Origin of the sequence: Burkholderia sp. HI2761, assembly GCF_002223355.1 — a bacterium.
Lineage (GTDB): Bacteria > Pseudomonadota > Gammaproteobacteria > Burkholderiales > Burkholderiaceae > Burkholderia.
In genome coordinates this window covers 2,566,787-2,582,006 of sequence record NZ_NKFN01000007.1, presented here as the reverse complement: position 1 = coordinate 2,582,006, position 15,220 = coordinate 2,566,787, and the positions used below count along the sequence as shown (strand labels likewise).

Sequence of the window (15,220 nt, the reverse complement as noted above, 5' to 3'; positions counted from 1 at the left end):
GCTGGAAACGCATCTGGTGCCGACGGCGAGACTCGAACTCGCACAGCTTTCGCCACTACCCCCTCAAGATAGCGTGTCTACCAATTTCACCACGTCGGCACTGCAAGGGGCGCAATTCTAACGTCACGTCGCGCGTTTGTGAAGGGGGTGTGACAAGGTCGTGTACGGGCACGCCATCGATGCCGGTAGAATTCGTCCGATCGACCCGACGGGTCCCCGCAACCGCCACCCGTTTTCTCCGTGATACATACCCTCGAACAGCTGCAGTCCGGACAACTGTCGGGCGTGCGGCAACTCAAGCTCGCGTGCGGACTGACCGAATTTCCGCGCGAGATCTTCGAGCTGGCCGACACGCTCGAAGTGCTCGACCTGACCGGCAATGCGTTGTCCGCGCTGCCCGACGATCTGCCGCGGCTGCATCGTCTGCGCATCCTGTTCGCGTCGGGCAACCGCTTCACCACCTTCCCCGACGTGCTCGGCGCGTGCGAACAGCTCGACATGATCGGCTTCAAGGCGAACCGGATCCGCACCGTGCCGCGCGGCGCGCTGCCGCCCGCGCTGCGCTGGCTGATCCTGACCGACAACGCGATCGACGAACTGCCGCCCGACATCGGCGACTGTGCGCGGTTGCAGAAGCTCATGCTTGCCGGCAACCAGCTGCGGGCGCTGCCCACGGAAATGGCCGCGTGCCGCGCGCTGGAGTTGGTGCGCTTGTCGGCGAACCGGCTGGACGCGTTGCCCGACTGGCTGCCGCGCCTGCCGCGTCTCGCATGGCTCGCCGTTGCCGGCAATCCGTTCGGTGCGGGGCCGGAAGCCACGGCTTCCGCCGGGCCGGACGTCGCGGAGATCGATTGGGCGGCCCTTTCATGTGAACGGAAGCTGGGCGAGGGCGCGTCGGGCGTCATTTATCGCGCGCAGTGGCGGGCCGACGGCCATCCGCCGCGCACGGTCGCGGTCAAGCTGTTCAAGGGCGCGGTCACGAGCGACGGCCTGCCTGACTGCGAAATGGCCGCATGCCTGCATGCCGACCGTCATCCGAACCTGATTCCGGTGATCGGCAAGCTGCGCGGGCATCCGGACGGCACGCACGGCCTCGTGATGGAGCGGGTCGATCCGGCGCTGACGAATCTCGCCGGGCCGCCGAGCTTCGCGTCCTGCACGCGCGACGTCTATGCCGCCGATCTGAAATTCGATCCGGCGCAAGCGCTGCGGATCGCGCACGGCATCGCATCGGTCGCCGGCCATCTGCACGCGCGCGGCATCATGCATGGCGATCTGTATGCGCACAACATCCTGCACGACGGCGCGGGCGGCGCGTTGCTCGGGGATTTCGGGGCGGCGTCGCTGTACGACGTGAACGAGCGCACACGCGGCGCCCGGTTCGAGCGGCTCGAAGTGCGCGCGTTCGGCTATCTGCTCGGCGAATTGCTCGAGCGATGCGAACCGCATGCCGGCGCGCTCGATGCGCTTGCGGCAGCGTGCGTGAACGAGGACGTCGATGCACGGCCGTCGTTCGACGAGATCACGGCCGCACTGGCCGCTCGCCTGCACTGACGGAATCGAGCCGGCTTACGCCTGCCGCGCGGTCAGCAGCTTGATGCCGAGCCCGACGAACAGCAGCCCGCTCGCGCGCTTGAGCGCGCGCACCGCGCGGCTCATGCCGAAGCCGCGATGCAGGCGGCGCACGCCGGCCGAATAGACGCTGTGAACGATCACGACCGTGCAGGCGATCGTCGCGTACATCACGACGAACTGCAGCGCGAGCGGGCGGTCGTGCACGATGAATTGCGGCATGAACGCGGACAGGAAGATCATCGTCTTCGGATTGCTGCCCGACACGAACAGCGCTTCGCGGAACAGCTTCCGGCGATCGGGCGCGATGCTCCTCGCCGCATCGCTCGATGCGGCGGCCTTGCGGTCGCCACGCAACTGCCGCACACCCAGGACCATCAGATACGCGGCGCCGCCCACCTTCATCGCGACGAACAGCGGCGGCATCGCCGCCAGCAGCGCGCCGACGCCGAGCGCGACCAGCAGCACGACCACGCCCTGCGCGACGAGATTGCCGGCGATCGTCGCGACGGTGCCGTGCGTGCCGTAGCGCACCGTGTTGCGGATCACGAGCAGCACGTTGGGCCCCGGCGACAGCGTCGTGGCGAGATAGGCTGCGGCAAACAGCATCCAGGTCTGAATGGACATGCGGCGCTCCGGGAGGCGGTTGCGGCGGTCGGGATGACGCGATGATGCCACGCCAATAATGGCGCGGGCCGCCGCCGGAACCGTGCCGTCGCGACGCGTCAGCGCGCGTCGCGCATGCAGTACGCGGGAATCGGCGGCGGCGTATCGATGGCGGCGGGCCGCGTCATCCACGCGATCCACGCGGCCCATGCGCCGCAGACGATCAGTACCGCGACATTCAGCGGCGTCCGGTAGCGAACGATCAGGTCGGCCAGCGGCAGGCGGTCTTTCATGTGTGTCTCCTTCGGTCGAGGGGCAGGCGGCGTTACTGGCCGGCGTAGGTCGGCGCCTTCGCGTCGCAGGTCACGGACACGGCCGAGCCGTCCGCGAAACGCAGCCGGAACGGCACCTTCGCGCCGGGCGCGACGGCCTGGCGCGGCGCTTCCAGCATCACGTGATAGCGCTTCGGTTTGAAGCTGACCGTGCCGTGCGCGGGCACGACGACCGAGTCGACGTGGACCATCTTCGCGGTGCTGCCGCTCGTCTGCGTTTCATGCACCATCGCCGTCCCGTATGCGGGCGTGTCGATACCGATGAGCGTCGCGGGCGCGTCGCCATTGTTCTTCAGCGTGAAGTAGCCGGAGGACGGCACCGTCGCCGGCATCGTGCGGATCCAGCACGCATCGGCCTGTATGGCCGGCGCGGCGAACGTGGCCGAGGCATGCAGCGCCAGTACCATGAGCATGCTGGTCGAAATCGAGCGTTTCATCGTTTGTTCTCCTGATCGGTGCGATGCCCTGGGGCATCGATGCGAATGCGATCGGCACGGCGCGCCGATGCGCATCGCGTGCGTTACTTCAGCGTGAATGCGTAGCGGCCGTGCGTGCGATGGCCGTCGCTGGCCACCGCGATCCACGCGACCGTGTAGGTGCCGGCTTTCAGGCCGGTCAGTGCGACGCGCATCCGCTTCCGGTTGCCGGCGTCGACGGCCGACTTCCCGTCGACGACCGACTGCCCCTGGCTGTCGGTCACGGCGATCGAGCTGAACGCAGGCTCGAGCGCCTCGCCGAAGTCGATCGTGACCGCGTGCGGCGCGCTCGACAGCGTGGCGCCGGGGGCCGGGTCCTGTGTTTTCGGGAGCGCATGCGCATGGGCGGCCTGGATGACGACGAAGCCGAGTGCGGCGAGTGCGCCGCGAACGAAAGTGGTGGTTTTCATGGCTGGATGAGCGAGTGACGAATCGGATGGAAAAGACGGATTCGACGGACGGCCGCGCGAGCGGCATCGATGCCGGCGGCGGTTGGCGCGGCCGTGCGCTGCCGGACATTCGCATGCGGGCGAATGCGGGCGCGGTAATCCGGACCGGCGGCGGCCGACCACGCGCACGGCACGACGCCGCGCGCAGCATGGTGAGACATGATCGTCCTTCGAAACGTGGCATGTCGCGCACGCGGGCGGCGTGCGCAGGCTACGCGATGCACGACGGCATCACGCGCAATGACGACGGATCAGGACGCGAATGGCGGAGCGCGCGGTTGCGCGGCCGTGAGCGGCAGCGCGCGGCGCAGGCTTTCGAAGCGGGTCGCCGCGCGATGCTCGATCGCATGCACGTGGGCCGCGAACGTCAGTTCGGGCGCAGGCAGGGCGGGAGTATGAGCAAGCAGGCTGCAGTAGCCGCATGCGTGGAGATGCGCCTGCAGGCTTTTCATCGACGCATCGGCGGAGCGGTCGCCGGAGGCCGGCGCGGACGAACAGTAACCGGCCAGCAGCGCGTCGACGCGGCCTTGCGTGGTCAGCGCCTGCGAGATCGTCGGTGCGAGCGCCGTCATCAGGATGAAGAGCATCCCGATCAGACTGCCGATCTTCCGGAGACGACGACTCAGCATGCGATGCGCGGCGGGTGGGCGACGATGCCGCCGATTATGCCACGCACGTCGATTCGCCGGCCGGCCCGAACGTGCGGCGTAGCGGCGCGCTACGCGGGCAGCGCCAGATACTTCGCGATCAGCGTCATCTGCGCGGCCCAGCCCTGGTCGTTCATTTCGCGCGCCGTCGCGCGACGCGCCTCGATCAACTGGTCGAAACCCGTTTCGGTGACCGTGAGCAGCGTGCCGCCGGCCTGCGCCGCGAGCGTGAACGTGACGAGCGTCATCGGCTCGGATGCGTAATCGACATGCGGGTCGATCGCGAACGGGTGCCAGCGGAACGAGAACAGTTGCCGCGGCTCGATACGATCGACGACGATTTCGAACGCGGTGCCCGCATAGGGCTCCTGCGCCTTCGCGACGTCGTCGTCGACGCGGGTGGGCGTGATGCGGCCGAACAGCGGCTGGCCGGCCTCGAACGGGCCGTCGAACGAGACGCCGAACCACTGGCCGAATTCGCCGGAATTGCTGACGGCTGCCCAGACGCGGTCGGGCGAGGCGCCGAGCAGCGCCTGTTTTTCGATGCGATCGGTTTGCTGGATCATCGCGTTCTCCATGCAGAATCGAGCGTTGCAGGTCGACGCGCGCTGGCGCGCCGTGTCTAGTCGAGCATGACGGCGTCGGGCACGTCGAGCACGAGGTCCGACGTTGCGACGGCCACGCACGGCAGCGTATAGCCGTCGGCCTTTTCCTCGCGGCTCAGCCCCGGCCATTCGATCGTGTAGCGTACGCTTCCGCTGACGATCCTGCACAGGCAGCTTCGGCACGTGCCGTTGCGGCACGAACGCGGCAGCGACACGCGTGCGAACGCGGCGGCTTCGAGCACCGTCAGCGAATCGGGCGCGTCGAAGCGTGCGCCGAGCGGCTCGATGCGCACGAGGGGCGGGTGTTCTGGATCGGTCATGACTGAAGCGGGCAGCGGTTCGGCGGCAACGCGCCAAGCATACCCGAACCCGCCGGCGGCCGACGGCCGCCAGCCGTGGGCGTCAGTGGCGTCGCAGATACCGGTACACGGTGTTGCGCGCGAGGCCGAGTTCGCGCGCGGCCGCCGATACGTTGCCGCCATGCCGAGCGAGCACCGCGTCGATCATCGCGGCCTGGTGGCTTTGCAGCGTCGTGCCTTCGCGCTTGCCGGCCGGCGTGGCGGCTTCCGGTGCAGCCGCGGCGTCGTCGCAGTCGAGCCAGAAATCGTCGGGCAAATGCGCGAGCGCGATCTCGGCTTCGCCGTCGGCGAGCATGCCGGCCGTGCGCAGCACGTTGGTCATCTGCCGCAGGTTGCCGGGCCAGCGGTGGCGCGCGAACGCGTCGAGCACGTCGGCCGAGAGGCGGCGCGGCATCGGCTCGCTGCGCGCGAGCCGCGCGAGGATCCGCTCGACGAGCGCCGGCAGGTCGGTGCGTGCGGCGAGCGCCGGCAGCGTGACCGCGAGCCCGTTGATCCGGTAGAACAGGTCTTCGCGGAACGTGCCGTCCGCGATCATCGCGCGCAGATCGCGGTGGGTCGCGCAGACCACGCGCACGTCGACCGGCACCGCGCGTGCGCCGCCGAGCGGCATCACCGCGCGCTCCTGCAGCACGCGCATCAGCCGCACCTGCTGCGCGAGCGGCATGTCGCCGATTTCGTCGAGAAACAGCGTGCCGCCGTCGGCCTGCACGATCTTGCCGGGGCTGCCGCGCTTGCGCGCGCCCGTGAACGCGCCGTCTTCATAGCCGAACAGCTCGGCCTCGATCAGCGAATCGGGCAGCGCCGCGCAGTTGACCGCGACGAACGGGCCGTCCGCGCGCGGCGACGCCTGATGCAGCGCGCGGGCAAGCCATTCCTTGCCGGTGCCGGTCTGGCCGAGGATCAGCAGCGGCAGGTCGCGCCCGCGGATCTTCGCGACGCGTTCGAGCACGGCGGCCATGCGCGCGTCGCCGGTGTCGAGCGTCGCGAACGTGATCGCATCGGGGTCCGGCGCGCGCACGCGTGCGGCCGGCGCGGGCGGCGTGACGGCGACGGTCGTTTTCTGCGCTTCCGGGAATTCGCAGCGAGCGAGCACGCGCACGCCGGTCGACAGCGTGAGGCGGAACGTGGCGCCCGGCGCGCGCGCGGCCTGCTGCGCGAGCTGGCCGAAGCGCATGCCGAACAACGCGTCGCTGGCCTGGTGCTGCAGTGCGTCGAACGACGCGCCGAGCTGGAACTGGGCGCTGCGGTTCGCGGCGATCAGCCCGCCGTCGGGGCCGAAGGCGACGAGCCCCGCGAACAGCGAATCGACGCAATCCTCGTGTGCGTGAAAGCGCAGCCGCAGCGCTTCGCCGCACTGGTTCGCGAACAGGTGGTTCTCGATCAGTTGGGCGGACATCCGCACGAGCGCGAGCGTATGCGGGCTGGAGCCGCGCGGGTCGCCGCTCACGTCGAGCGTGCCGAGCGTGCGGCCGAACGGATCGACGATCGGCGCGCACGCGCAGGTGAGGATGTGGTTGGCGCGCAGGAAATGTTCGGAGCCGTGCACGACGACGGCCTGGCCCGATGCGAGCGCGGTGCCGATCGCATTGGTGCCGCGTGCGCCTTCGGCCCACGACACGCCGTTGCACAGTGCGACGCGGTTCGCTTTCTCGATGAAGTCCGCGTCGCCGATGCTGTGCAGGATCACGCCGTCGGCATCGGTCAGCAGCACGAGGCTTTGCGTCTCGGCGATCTGCGCGTGGAGATCCTCCATCACGGGGCGTGCGTGCGAGAACAGCGTGTGGTTCGTGTCGAGCAGTTCGCGCAGCGCGAGGCGCGACAGCGGCGAGAAATCGGGGCGTTCGTGCGCGCGCAGGCCGACCGCGGTCGAACGCGCATGCGCCTGCGCGAGCAGGTCGGTACGCCCCGCGGTGGCGGGCAGCACGAAGGATTGCGGCATGGTTTGTCTCCTGTTCCCGGGGCCGTTGGAGCCGGCCGGATCGGAATCGGCGGCGGAGTGCGGCTCCGCTCGCGGTGCACCATTCGGCGCGACAGCCGACCGTCCGGGTACGCATCATCATACAAGCGCCACGTGCGATGTGCGACCGCGAACAAAATCCACTTGCTTTTAAGCGCCCGCCTGCAATGATGGAAATGGAGCACGCACGCGCCGTGTTCCGCACTGCAACAAGCATGCGACGCGACATGCATCCGTTCGGGAGACGCATCATGGTTCGGGCGGAACTGAGAGTCGTGCTGGCGGCCATCGCCACCTTCATCATGCTGGGCGGCATTGCCGTGGCGATCCACGGATTGCTGTTCGACCTGACCGACGCGGTGAGATACGGAGCGGCCGCGATTGCGGTGGGCGTCACGACCGCCGCGATCGCGCTCAACGTCTGGCCGACCGATCCGCACTGACGCCCGTTTGCGAAACGGTGCCGGATGCCGCGCAGATCAGACGAAATGCGCGTCGGAACGACGCACACCGAAATTTTTGTCTCCCGCGCGAAACCGTCTAAAGTGGAATTCAACCGGCATGCATCGACCGCGCCACACTCCGCGGTCGGGGCCTCCGCCGGCGAGCCCGCGTACATTTCGTCCGGCCGGTAGCGGACGACGGACGCGGTCATTCGTTTTCTACCGGTCGAGGCGGCTCCATGCAGATCCATTTCACGAACGAGAAGCCGGAGTATTCGGGGCGTGACCTGATGCTGGCGTTCACGGCACTGGTCAATGGCGAGCGCGTCCAATGTCAGATCACCGCCGAGGCGCTGGAAGACCACTTCGGCGCGGCATCGCCCCGCTTCGAGGACATGGTCGGCGCATTCGACCAGCACCGCGAGCGCATCGAGGCGGCCGCGCGGCGCCTGCTGTCGGAAACGCGCGCGCAATGCGTGACGCTGCGCAGCGGCTACGTGCGTTTCTACGAGGCCAACTGGCGCGGATGACACGACGCACGTCTCGCGGCGCGCGCATCCGAGCGGCGCACGCGAAGACGTTGCCTTCACGCAATGCCGTTCGGCGGGGCCGGGCGGCATTTTCGTATGCGGGCCGCGCGGGATGGCCCGAGCGTCGGCAGGATCATGCGCGTCGATTCGTGAGGATCGCGAAAGAATCGTGCGAAAACGAAAACGCCACCCGAAGGTGGCGTTTTTTCATTTCATCGCGCGGCGCAGCGATGCGCTTCGCTTACTCGCTGCCGAGATAGAAGAAGCGAAACAGGAACACGGCCGCGATGATCCATACGATCGGCTTGACCGTGCGGGCCTGGCCCGTCAGCAGCTTGAGGCCGCTGTACGCGATGAAGCCGAACGCGACACCGTTCGCGATCGAGTACGTGAACGGCATCAGCAGCGCGGTCAGCGCGGCCGGCACGGCTTCCGTCGCATCGTCCCACGGCACCTCGACCATCTCGCGCAGCATCAGGCACGACACGTACAGCAGCGCGGGCGCGGTTGCGTAGGCCGGCACCACGCCGGCGAGCGGCGCGATGAACAGGCACGCGAGGAACAGCACCGCGACGGTGATGGCCGTCACGCCGGTGCGGCCGCCCGCTTGCACGCCCGACGCGCTTTCGATATACGCGGTGGTCGACGACGTACCGAGCACCGAGCCCGCGACGATCGCCGTGCTGTCGGCGAGCAGCGCCTTGTTCAGGCGGTTCATCTTGCCTTCGACGAGCAGGCCCGCGCGATTCGCGACGCCCATCAGCGTGCCCGTCGCGTCGAACAGCTCGACGAGGAAGAACACGAGGATCACGTTGATGATGCCGGTCGACAGCGCGGCGCGGATGTCGAGCTTGAACAGCGTCGCATCGATCGACGGCGGCGCGGAGAACACGCCGTGGAACTGGTTGTCGCCGAAGAAGAACGACAGGATCGTCACGCCGATGATGCCGATCAGGATCGCGCCGCGCACGCGCAGGTGGTCGAGCGTGACGATCGTGAAGAAGCCGACGATCGCGAGGATCGTGTCGTGCTTGTGCAGATCGCCGAGCGTGACGAGCGTGGCCGGATTGCCGACGATCACGCCCGACGTCTTCAGCGAGATGATGCCGAGGAACAGGCCGATACCGGCGGTAATGGAGATCCGCAGCGATTTCGGAATGCCGTTGACGATCGCCTCGCGCACGCGGAACAGCGTGACGAGTAGGAACAGGCAGCCGGAAATGAACACGGCGCCGAGCGCGGCCTGCCACGTGAAGCCCATCCCCTTGACGACCGTGTACGCGAAATATGCGTTCAGGCCCATGCCGGGAGCGCAGGCGATCGGGTAGTTCGCGTACAGCCCCATGATGATCGACGCCAGCGCCGCGACGAGGCAGGTCGCGACGAACACGGATTCCTTCGGCATGCCGGCGTCGCCGAGGATCGCGGGGTTGACGAAGATGATGTAGGCCATCGTCAGGAACGTGGTGACGCCCGCGAGTATTTCGGTGCGGAAGTCGGTGCCGGCTTCAGCGAAGCCGAAATACCGCTTGATGGATTCCATGAACGCGTTTCTCCGGTCGGGTTGTCGTGTTGATTGTTGTGCCGAATTGTTGTAAAGGCAGTGCGGCCGGCTCACTGTAACCAGCCACTATTGTCCGGCTATCGGCGGATTGTAATAGCGCGGATAGCTCGGACGATATAGTTGGAGGGCACGATCGGTTGCCTGCGCGCGAACGGTCGGGCAGCCCGCCCGCGCGACGAAGGCGCGCATTTTACCGGTTCGCGCGGCACGGGCCGGCAGAAATGGCTGAAACGGTGGAAGCGAGCGGAAGGGGCGCGGGGCAGGCGGGCGACACCAGCCGATGCGTGCGCAACGGCACGCCGGCAACGTCGCACGCGGCCGGTGCGCGATGACATGCGACTGAAACGGAGTGCCCGCATGCTGCACGAACGCGGTGCAGGCGGTGCAGGCGGCGCAGGTGAGGCACGCATGCGAACGCACGTGCGCAGCCGGTGCGTGCGCGCGGCAGCGGCGTGCAGCGGCCATTCGTCAGTCCAGGCGGTTGCAGGTATCGGGCAATCGTGCGCCGAAGCCGTCCCGTCCGCAACTGCCATTTCGCGATGCGGGGGCGACTGTGGTTTCTGTGTAAAAGATTGCAAGACCCCATCGCGTAAACCGGCAAGTCTTTCTAGGATAGATACACCGCGCATACACGCGCCGGCCGGTAATTGCCGATGCGGGGGAGTCGCAGTCCGTGCAGGCCAGGCGGTGCATGGCGGTCAAGGCCGTTGCGCGTTTGGGCAGGCACGGCCGGTCAGGCACGGCCGATTGCGATTGCCCGATGCGGGTTCGTTCGTAATCACGGAGGTCAGCATGTTGAACTGGATCAGCCGCTGGGCGATGCGACACGCCCCCACGCCGGAAAAAACCGCCGCGTCGATGCTCGTGACGGCGCGCATGGAACTGTTCACAGCCGAACAGCGCGTCATCGATGCGAAATTACAGGCGGATTACTGGCGCACACGTGTGTCATTCCTCGAAGAGGTGCAGAAGCAGGGCATCGATCCGTGGGTGACCTCGCAGGCCGCGCAACGTCCCGACCTCGATTCCACGCCCCGGAGCACGGGCCCGCGTCTCGCCGCCAGCACCTGATGCACCTGCTGCATCCCGTTGCTGCGCACGGCGCGCGATCGCTCGCGGCACGCACCGGCGTGCCGCGTCCTTCGATGCGCACCTGCGGTGCGTTGCGCCGCGGGTACGCCCGTTTCCGGTCGCGGCCGTCCCGCGTATCGCGTGCGTAACGGCGCCGCTCATCCGCTCCTTCTCCCTACCCCGACGAGCAAACGTTGCACTTGCGCGAGCATGCGCCTGACGCGTTCGCCGCGCCGCACGTACGCGGTCGTGATCGTCGCTTCGGCCGACCGGTCGGCATCGGTGCCGAGCCAGATGCGCTCGCCGCGCGCGATGCGCAGCACCTCGCCGGGCCGCACCCAGTAATCGTCGATGCTCGGCGGCCGCGTGATCCACAGCGCCGCGCCGTGGGCGCGGATTTCCGCGTCCTGCGGCGCGCGCCAGGTCATCGTCGTGCGCGGCGCGACCGCGAAGCGGATCACGACGGTCGGTAACGCGATCGTGCCGGCGTGGCGCCGATCGCGGCGTTCAAACAGCGGGCTTGCCTGGTCCATCGTCTGCTCCATTCAGTGAGCCGGACGGATGACGTGCACCAGAACAAAAAGGCCTCATCCGTTTCCGGCGAGGCCTTGTGTGACATGCGGTACTGCTCGATTGCTAACGCACAAGCGCCTCCCGTGATCCATTCTTTCGAATGTTCACCGGGCAATGAATCGCGATGGCGATGAGCTTGAACGTAGGCATGCGAACGATTTTGTTGTCGGCGTGCGGCGTTGTCAACGACTATTTTCGAGATATGCGCGGGCAGCGATGCGTTGCCGCGCGCATGCGGCGTTTCATGATGTCGCGGCGCATCTGGATCGGATGCGCCGCGATGCGTGCGTCATGCGCGAACCTGCCATCGCTTGCCCAGCCGGTCGCGCATCCATGCGAGCGCACGCGCAAGCCATGTAACGCGCTGCATCACGTACATGGTCGTGATCGACGCTTCGGCAGGCTGGTCGTCGTCGGTGCCGATCCAGACGCGATCGCCGCGCTGCACGCGCAGCACGTCGCCGGTGCGCAGCCAGTAATCGTCGACGCTGCCGAGCCGCGTGATCCACAGCGTCGCGTCGTGTGCGCGGATCTCGGCGGCGTGCCGCGCACGCCACGCCAGCGTCTTGCGCGGCGCGACCGTGAAATGCAACTCGACTCTCGGCAACGCGATCGTATCGGTGCGACACCGATCGGGGCAGACAACCAGCCGGCTTGCTTGGTCCATCGTCATCTCCATCCGTTGAGCCGGGCGGGATGACGCGCACCAAAACAAAAAGGCCTCATCCGTTTCCGGCGAGGCCTTGTGACATGCGTGACTGAATCTCGATGCTAACGCACAAGCGCCTCCGGTGATCGCCGCGGGTGGGCGTTCACTCGGTTTTTATGCGCGATGGCGACGGGCTTGAGCATAGGCATGCGAACGAGTGTGTCGCGGCCGCGCAGCCGTGTCAACGGAAATTTCGAGATACGTGGCGGTTACGCGTCGCGTTGTGCGAGGCCGTTCACGATCAGTTCGGACAGCAGGCCCGTCATCCCTTCCGGGTGCGTGGCCGCGCGTGCCTTCAACTGTTCGACGAGCTCGGCGTTGAGCTTGCACGCGAACGGCACAAGTCCCTGTTCCTGGTCGAGCTTGCGCTGCGCGCGGCGGTCCAGCTTGGCCGTTTCGTCGGCGCCCTTGCCGAAACGCGTGGCGTTCGACTGCTTCATCGCTTGCGTCAGCTTGAGCGCCTTGTTCTTTTCGAGATCGGTTTTCTTCATGGCCATCGCGGTACCTCCGGGAAATTGAAGCCGCGATTGTACGCATTTCGGCGGGCGCTGCCCGCCGAACCGGCCGGAAACCCGCTCACGCGCCTTTCGTCGTGCCCCAGTTGCCGCCGTGCGCGGCCGCCTGCGCGGCCGGCGAGCGCGCGAGGTAGGCGAGCGCCTGCTCGGTCGAGCCTTCGTGGTGCGGCGTATAGCCCGGCTTGAAATAGCGCAGCGCCGCGCCGATCACCTTCCAGAACGACGGCAGGTGCCCGCGCCGCGAACCCTGTCGCCATGCGAGCACGAAGCCCGGGTAGCGGCCGGCGTCCGGGTCGCGCCGGTACATGAACTTCGCGCCGGTCGTGATGTAGTAGAGCAGCAGCAGGATCACGAACGCCATGTGCACGCAGCGCTCCGGATAGGTGCCGCCCAGGTGCCGGTAGATGTCGAACGCGACGGTGCGGTGCTCGACTTCCTCGGCGCCGTGCCAGCGCAGCAGATCGACCATCGTCGGGTCGGCTCGGCCTTCGTCGAGGCCGTGCGCGTTGAGCACCCAGTTGCCGAGATAGCCGAAGAAATGCTCGAGCGACGCGATCACGGCCAGCTGCTGGCGCAGCCAGAAGCGCGTATGGCCGATCTTCAGCCCCAGCGGCTGCTCGCCGAGCACGCGCGTGAACAACCGGTTGAGCTTCTGCGTGAACGGCTTCGTGTCGATGCCGTGGCGGTCGTAGTAGTGCTTCAGCACGCCGCCGTGCGAACGCGAATGCACGGCCTCCTGCCGCAGGAAGCCTTCGGCTTCGTCGCGCAGGCGTGCATCGGCGATCAGCGGCAGCGCCTTGTTGTACACGCGGCAGAACCACAGCTCGCCTTCCGGGAACAGCAGGTTCAGCGTGTTGATGATGTGCGTGCTGCCCGGATCGTTCGGCACCCAGGTGATCGGCGTATCGCTGAAGTCGAACTTCACGTGCCGGGCCCTGATCTTGTGATAGTCGGCGGTATCGGTCATGTTGTCTCCCTGTGCGGCGTCGTGCGCCGTCAATGCGATGCCATGCTCACGCGGGCGATCATCCGGCCCAGCCACGGCATGAAGCGGCCGACGAAGCGCATCGCGTGCGCTTCGCCACCGACCGCGACGACGGGGCGGTTGCGCAGCACGCCGTCGACCATCGCCCGCGCGACGGTTTCGGGTTTCAGGCCGCGCATCTGGTACAGCTTGGTCGCGCGCTTGCGCAGCCGCGCTTCGTCCTGTGCGCTGGCGCCCGCGTAGTGCGTCGACGCCATGATTCCGGTCTCCGCGAAACCGGGGCACACGGCCGTCACGCCGATGCCTTTCTCCGCGAGTTCCGCGCGCATGCATTCGCTGAGCATCAGCACCGCGGCCTTCGTCGTCGCATACGCGGGCAGGTCGCGCGACGGGCCGAACGCGGCGGCCGACGCGGTGTTGACGATGTGCCCGCCGGTGCCGCGCGCGGCCATCTGCTGCGCGAACAGCCGCGAGCCATGGATCACGCCCCACAGGTTCACGTGCAGGATGCGCTCCCAGTCTCGCGTGCTCGTGTCGAGGATGCCGCCGGCCATGCCGATGCCCGCGTTGTTGATCATGACGTCCGCGCCGCCGAGTTCGCCGCCGACCCAGGTCGCGAGCGCTTCCATTTCGTCCGCGGACCCGACGTCGACACGTTTCGCATGCGCGTGCGCGCCGATCAGCCCGATGAGCAGCGCGGTGCGCTCGGCGCTCGCGAGATCGATGTCGCATGCGACGACCGTCGCGCCTTCGCGTGCGAAGGCCAGCGCCGCGCAGCGGCCGATCCCGCTGCCCGCGCCGGTGACGACCGCGACCTTGCCGCTGAAGCGCCCGCTGGTTGCGCGGCGGCGCGCGTTCGCGAGCGCGGGCGGTTCGTTGCCGGATTCGACCGCGTCGATCAATTGCCCGGCGAGATCCGCGAAGCGCGCGGGATCGGCGAGCGGCAGCCAGTGGCCGGCAGCGACTTCGCGGCGGTAGTACTGCGGCACCCAGCGCGACAGGTTCTCGGACAGGGCGGGGCTCACGTACTTGTCGCCGAGCGGCACGATCGTCTGCACCGGTGCGTGCGCGTAGCGCTCGCGCGGTGCGAACAGGCAGCGGATGAAGTTCGCGCGATAGAGGCGTACGCCGCGTGCGCCGTCGTCGGCCTGAGTCGGGCGCGGCGCGGCGGGCGTTTTCTCGAGCCGGCGCAGCAGGCCCGGCCACGCGCGGCCGAGCCACAGCCGCCAGCCGAGCTCGGGGACGAACGGCAGGTGGAACAGATACACGTACCACGAGCGCACGAGCTGGCCGCCGAGCCTTGCCAACGACGCGGGCGTCGGGCGCAGCACGCGTTCGCGCAGCCAGAAGCCGACGTGGTCGAGGCACGGCCCCGAGCACGACGTATACGACGCGATGCGGCCGGCGAGCCGCGGATCGGTGACGAATTCCCATCCCTGGATCGAGCCCCAGTCGTGTGCGACCAGGTGCACGGCGCGGCCGGGGCAGAGCGCGTCGATCACTGCGACGAAATCGTCGGTCAGCTTCGCGAGATGGTAGTCGGCCGTGCGCTTCGGCACGCCGGACAGGCCCGCGCCGCGCACGTCGTACGCGATCACGTAATGCTTGCGCGCGAGCAGCGGCGCGACGTGCTGCCAGACGCTGCTGTCGTCGGGATAGCCGTGCACCAGCACGACCGGCGAACGGGCCGGGTCGCCCCAGGTCCGGACCGCGAGCGTCAGGTCGCCGGAGGCGACCGCCGTCTCGCTGTGAACCGATTCGAACAGGGCCAGCGGCGCTTCGTCGGAAAGAGGCTGCATCGTGAGTCCGTCGTTCAGGGAGTCGGGA

At 67.9% G+C, this 15,220-nt stretch carries 18 protein-coding genes and 1 tRNA gene; 4 read left to right on the top strand and 15 right to left on the bottom strand.

From position 1 onward, the window contains the following. Positions 1–14: 14 nt before the first annotated feature. Positions 15–99: transfer RNA gene (locus CFB46_RS29310), tRNA-Leu, on the bottom strand. 141 nt (positions 100–240) lie between these two features. On the opposite strand from CFB46_RS29310, the gene CFB46_RS29305 reads away from it, so the two are divergent. Next, positions 241–1,554, top strand: coding sequence for a leucine-rich repeat-containing protein kinase family protein (locus CFB46_RS29305; protein ID WP_089502153.1), 1,314 nt, complete (start codon positions 241–243; stop codon positions 1,552–1,554). A gap of 15 nt (positions 1,555–1,569) precedes the next feature. Here the strand turns inward: CFB46_RS29305 and CFB46_RS29300 are convergent, their stop codons facing one another. The 8 genes from CFB46_RS29300 to CFB46_RS29265 all read right to left on the bottom strand — a co-directional run bounded on the left by CFB46_RS29300 (position 1,570) and on the right by CFB46_RS29265 (position 6,985). After that, positions 1,570–2,199, bottom strand: a complete 630-nt coding sequence (locus tag CFB46_RS29300; protein WP_089502152.1) for a LysE family translocator — start codon at positions 2,197–2,199, stop codon at positions 1,570–1,572. A gap of 98 nt (positions 2,200–2,297) precedes the next feature. Beyond that, positions 2,298–2,471, bottom strand: coding sequence for a hypothetical protein (locus tag CFB46_RS36115; RefSeq protein ID WP_179235131.1), 174 nt, complete (start codon positions 2,469–2,471; stop codon positions 2,298–2,300). A gap of 32 nt (positions 2,472–2,503) precedes the next feature. Further along, complete coding sequence (locus CFB46_RS29295; protein WP_089502151.1) at positions 2,504–2,947, bottom strand: copper chaperone PCu(A)C; 444 nt, start codon at positions 2,945–2,947, stop codon at positions 2,504–2,506. Positions 2,948–3,030: 83 nt separating this feature from the next. Next, complete coding sequence (locus CFB46_RS29290) at positions 3,031–3,396, bottom strand: copper resistance CopC family protein (RefSeq protein WP_027781234.1); 366 nt, start codon at positions 3,394–3,396, stop codon at positions 3,031–3,033. A 290-nt stretch (positions 3,397–3,686) separates the two neighbouring features. Then, a complete protein-coding gene (locus CFB46_RS29280) occupies positions 3,687–4,064 on the bottom strand; it encodes a DUF2946 domain-containing protein (protein ID WP_027781233.1) in 378 nt (125 codons plus the stop codon). A gap of 89 nt (positions 4,065–4,153) precedes the next feature. Further along, positions 4,154–4,648: an SRPBCC family protein gene (locus CFB46_RS29275; RefSeq protein ID WP_027781232.1), complete on the bottom strand. Its 495-nt coding sequence runs from the start codon at positions 4,646–4,648 to the stop codon at positions 4,154–4,156. A gap of 56 nt (positions 4,649–4,704) precedes the next feature. Continuing rightward, positions 4,705–5,007 (bottom strand): 2Fe-2S iron-sulfur cluster-binding protein, encoded by a 303-nt coding sequence (locus CFB46_RS29270; protein WP_027781231.1) that lies wholly within the window; start codon positions 5,005–5,007, stop codon positions 4,705–4,707. An 82-nt stretch (positions 5,008–5,089) separates the two neighbouring features. Beyond that, entirely contained in the window at positions 5,090–6,985 is a 1,896-nt protein-coding gene (locus tag CFB46_RS29265; RefSeq protein ID WP_089502150.1) for a sigma-54-dependent Fis family transcriptional regulator, read from the bottom strand. A gap of 185 nt (positions 6,986–7,170) precedes the next feature. Between CFB46_RS29265 and CFB46_RS29260 the strand changes: the two genes are divergently transcribed. Together CFB46_RS29260 and CFB46_RS29255 are read left to right on the top strand one after the other, a co-directional pair. Beyond that, complete coding sequence (locus tag CFB46_RS29260; RefSeq protein WP_249189237.1) at positions 7,171–7,446, top strand: DUF2964 family protein; 276 nt, start codon at positions 7,171–7,173, stop codon at positions 7,444–7,446. Positions 7,447–7,685: 239 nt separating this feature from the next. Further along, positions 7,686–7,976, top strand: coding sequence for a DUF1488 domain-containing protein (locus CFB46_RS29255; RefSeq protein WP_027781229.1), 291 nt, complete (start codon positions 7,686–7,688; stop codon positions 7,974–7,976). 241 nt (positions 7,977–8,217) lie between these two features. On the opposite strand, the gene CFB46_RS29250 is transcribed toward CFB46_RS29255, so the two are convergent. Beyond that, entirely contained in the window at positions 8,218–9,519 is a 1,302-nt protein-coding gene (locus tag CFB46_RS29250) for an NCS2 family permease (RefSeq protein ID WP_089502149.1), read from the bottom strand. 813 nt (positions 9,520–10,332) lie between these two features. On the opposite strand from CFB46_RS29250, the gene CFB46_RS29235 reads away from it, so the two are divergent. Further along, on the top strand, positions 10,333–10,611 hold the full coding sequence (locus CFB46_RS29235) for a hypothetical protein (RefSeq protein ID WP_027781227.1): 279 nt from the start codon (positions 10,333–10,335) through the stop codon (positions 10,609–10,611). A 158-nt stretch (positions 10,612–10,769) separates the two neighbouring features. Here the strand turns inward: CFB46_RS29235 and CFB46_RS29230 are convergent, their stop codons facing one another. The 5 genes from CFB46_RS29230 to CFB46_RS29210 all read right to left on the bottom strand — a co-directional run bounded on the left by CFB46_RS29230 (position 10,770) and on the right by CFB46_RS29210 (position 15,192). Beyond that, positions 10,770–11,144 (bottom strand): DUF2917 domain-containing protein, encoded by a 375-nt coding sequence (locus tag CFB46_RS29230; protein ID WP_027781226.1) that lies wholly within the window; start codon positions 11,142–11,144, stop codon positions 10,770–10,772. Positions 11,145–11,473: 329 nt separating this feature from the next. Continuing rightward, positions 11,474–11,851 carry a DUF2917 domain-containing protein gene (locus CFB46_RS29225; protein ID WP_089502412.1) on the bottom strand — a complete coding sequence of 126 codons (378 nt, stop codon included), beginning with the start codon at positions 11,849–11,851 and terminating at the stop codon, positions 11,474–11,476. A 251-nt stretch (positions 11,852–12,102) separates the two neighbouring features. Next, the gene (locus tag CFB46_RS29220) at positions 12,103–12,390 is read right to left on the bottom strand and encodes a hypothetical protein (RefSeq protein WP_027781224.1); all 288 of its coding nucleotides are present in this window, start codon (positions 12,388–12,390) and stop codon (positions 12,103–12,105) included. 79 nt (positions 12,391–12,469) lie between these two features. Next, positions 12,470–13,375, bottom strand: a complete 906-nt coding sequence (locus CFB46_RS29215) for a metal-dependent hydrolase (protein ID WP_027781223.1) — start codon at positions 13,373–13,375, stop codon at positions 12,470–12,472. Between the two features lie 29 nt (positions 13,376–13,404). Further along, a complete protein-coding gene (locus tag CFB46_RS29210; protein WP_089502148.1) occupies positions 13,405–15,192 on the bottom strand; it encodes an SDR family oxidoreductase in 1,788 nt (595 codons plus the stop codon). Positions 15,193–15,220 lie beyond the last annotated feature (28 nt).

Bases quoted from the DNA above. Each gene is read 5' to 3' on its own strand.
- CFB46_RS29300 (WP_089502152.1), bottom strand. From the start codon at position 2,199: ATGTCCATTCAGACCTGGATGCTGTTTGCCGCAGCCTATCTCGCCACG.
- CFB46_RS36115 (WP_179235131.1), bottom strand. From the start codon at position 2,471: ATGAAAGACCGCCTGCCGCTGGCCGACCTGATCGTTCGCTACCGGACG.
- CFB46_RS29295 (WP_089502151.1), bottom strand. From the start codon at position 2,947: ATGAAACGCTCGATTTCGACCAGCATGCTCATGGTACTGGCGCTGCAT.
- CFB46_RS29290 (WP_027781234.1), bottom strand. From the start codon at position 3,396: ATGAAAACCACCACTTTCGTTCGCGGCGCACTCGCCGCACTCGGCTTC.
- CFB46_RS29280 (WP_027781233.1), bottom strand. From the start codon at position 4,064: ATGCTGAGTCGTCGTCTCCGGAAGATCGGCAGTCTGATCGGGATGCTC.
- CFB46_RS29275 (WP_027781232.1), bottom strand. From the start codon at position 4,648: ATGATCCAGCAAACCGATCGCATCGAAAAACAGGCGCTGCTCGGCGCC.
- CFB46_RS29270 (WP_027781231.1), bottom strand. From the start codon at position 5,007: ATGACCGATCCAGAACACCCGCCCCTCGTGCGCATCGAGCCGCTCGGC.
- CFB46_RS29265 (WP_089502150.1), bottom strand. From the start codon at position 6,985: ATGCCGCAATCCTTCGTGCTGCCCGCCACCGCGGGGCGTACCGACCTG.
- CFB46_RS29260 (WP_249189237.1), top strand. From the start codon at position 7,171: ATGATGGAAATGGAGCACGCACGCGCCGTGTTCCGCACTGCAACAAGC.
- CFB46_RS29255 (WP_027781229.1), top strand. From the start codon at position 7,686: ATGCAGATCCATTTCACGAACGAGAAGCCGGAGTATTCGGGGCGTGAC.
- CFB46_RS29250 (WP_089502149.1), bottom strand. From the start codon at position 9,519: ATGGAATCCATCAAGCGGTATTTCGGCTTCGCTGAAGCCGGCACCGAC.
- CFB46_RS29235 (WP_027781227.1), top strand. From the start codon at position 10,333: ATGTTGAACTGGATCAGCCGCTGGGCGATGCGACACGCCCCCACGCCG.
- CFB46_RS29230 (WP_027781226.1), bottom strand. From the start codon at position 11,144: ATGGACCAGGCAAGCCCGCTGTTTGAACGCCGCGATCGGCGCCACGCC.
- CFB46_RS29225 (WP_089502412.1), bottom strand. From the start codon at position 11,851: ATGGACCAAGCAAGCCGGCTGGTTGTCTGCCCCGATCGGTGTCGCACC.
- CFB46_RS29220 (WP_027781224.1), bottom strand. From the start codon at position 12,390: ATGGCCATGAAGAAAACCGATCTCGAAAAGAACAAGGCGCTCAAGCTG.
- CFB46_RS29215 (WP_027781223.1), bottom strand. From the start codon at position 13,375: ATGACCGATACCGCCGACTATCACAAGATCAGGGCCCGGCACGTGAAG.
- CFB46_RS29210 (WP_089502148.1), bottom strand. From the start codon at position 15,192: ATGCAGCCTCTTTCCGACGAAGCGCCGCTGGCCCTGTTCGAATCGGTT.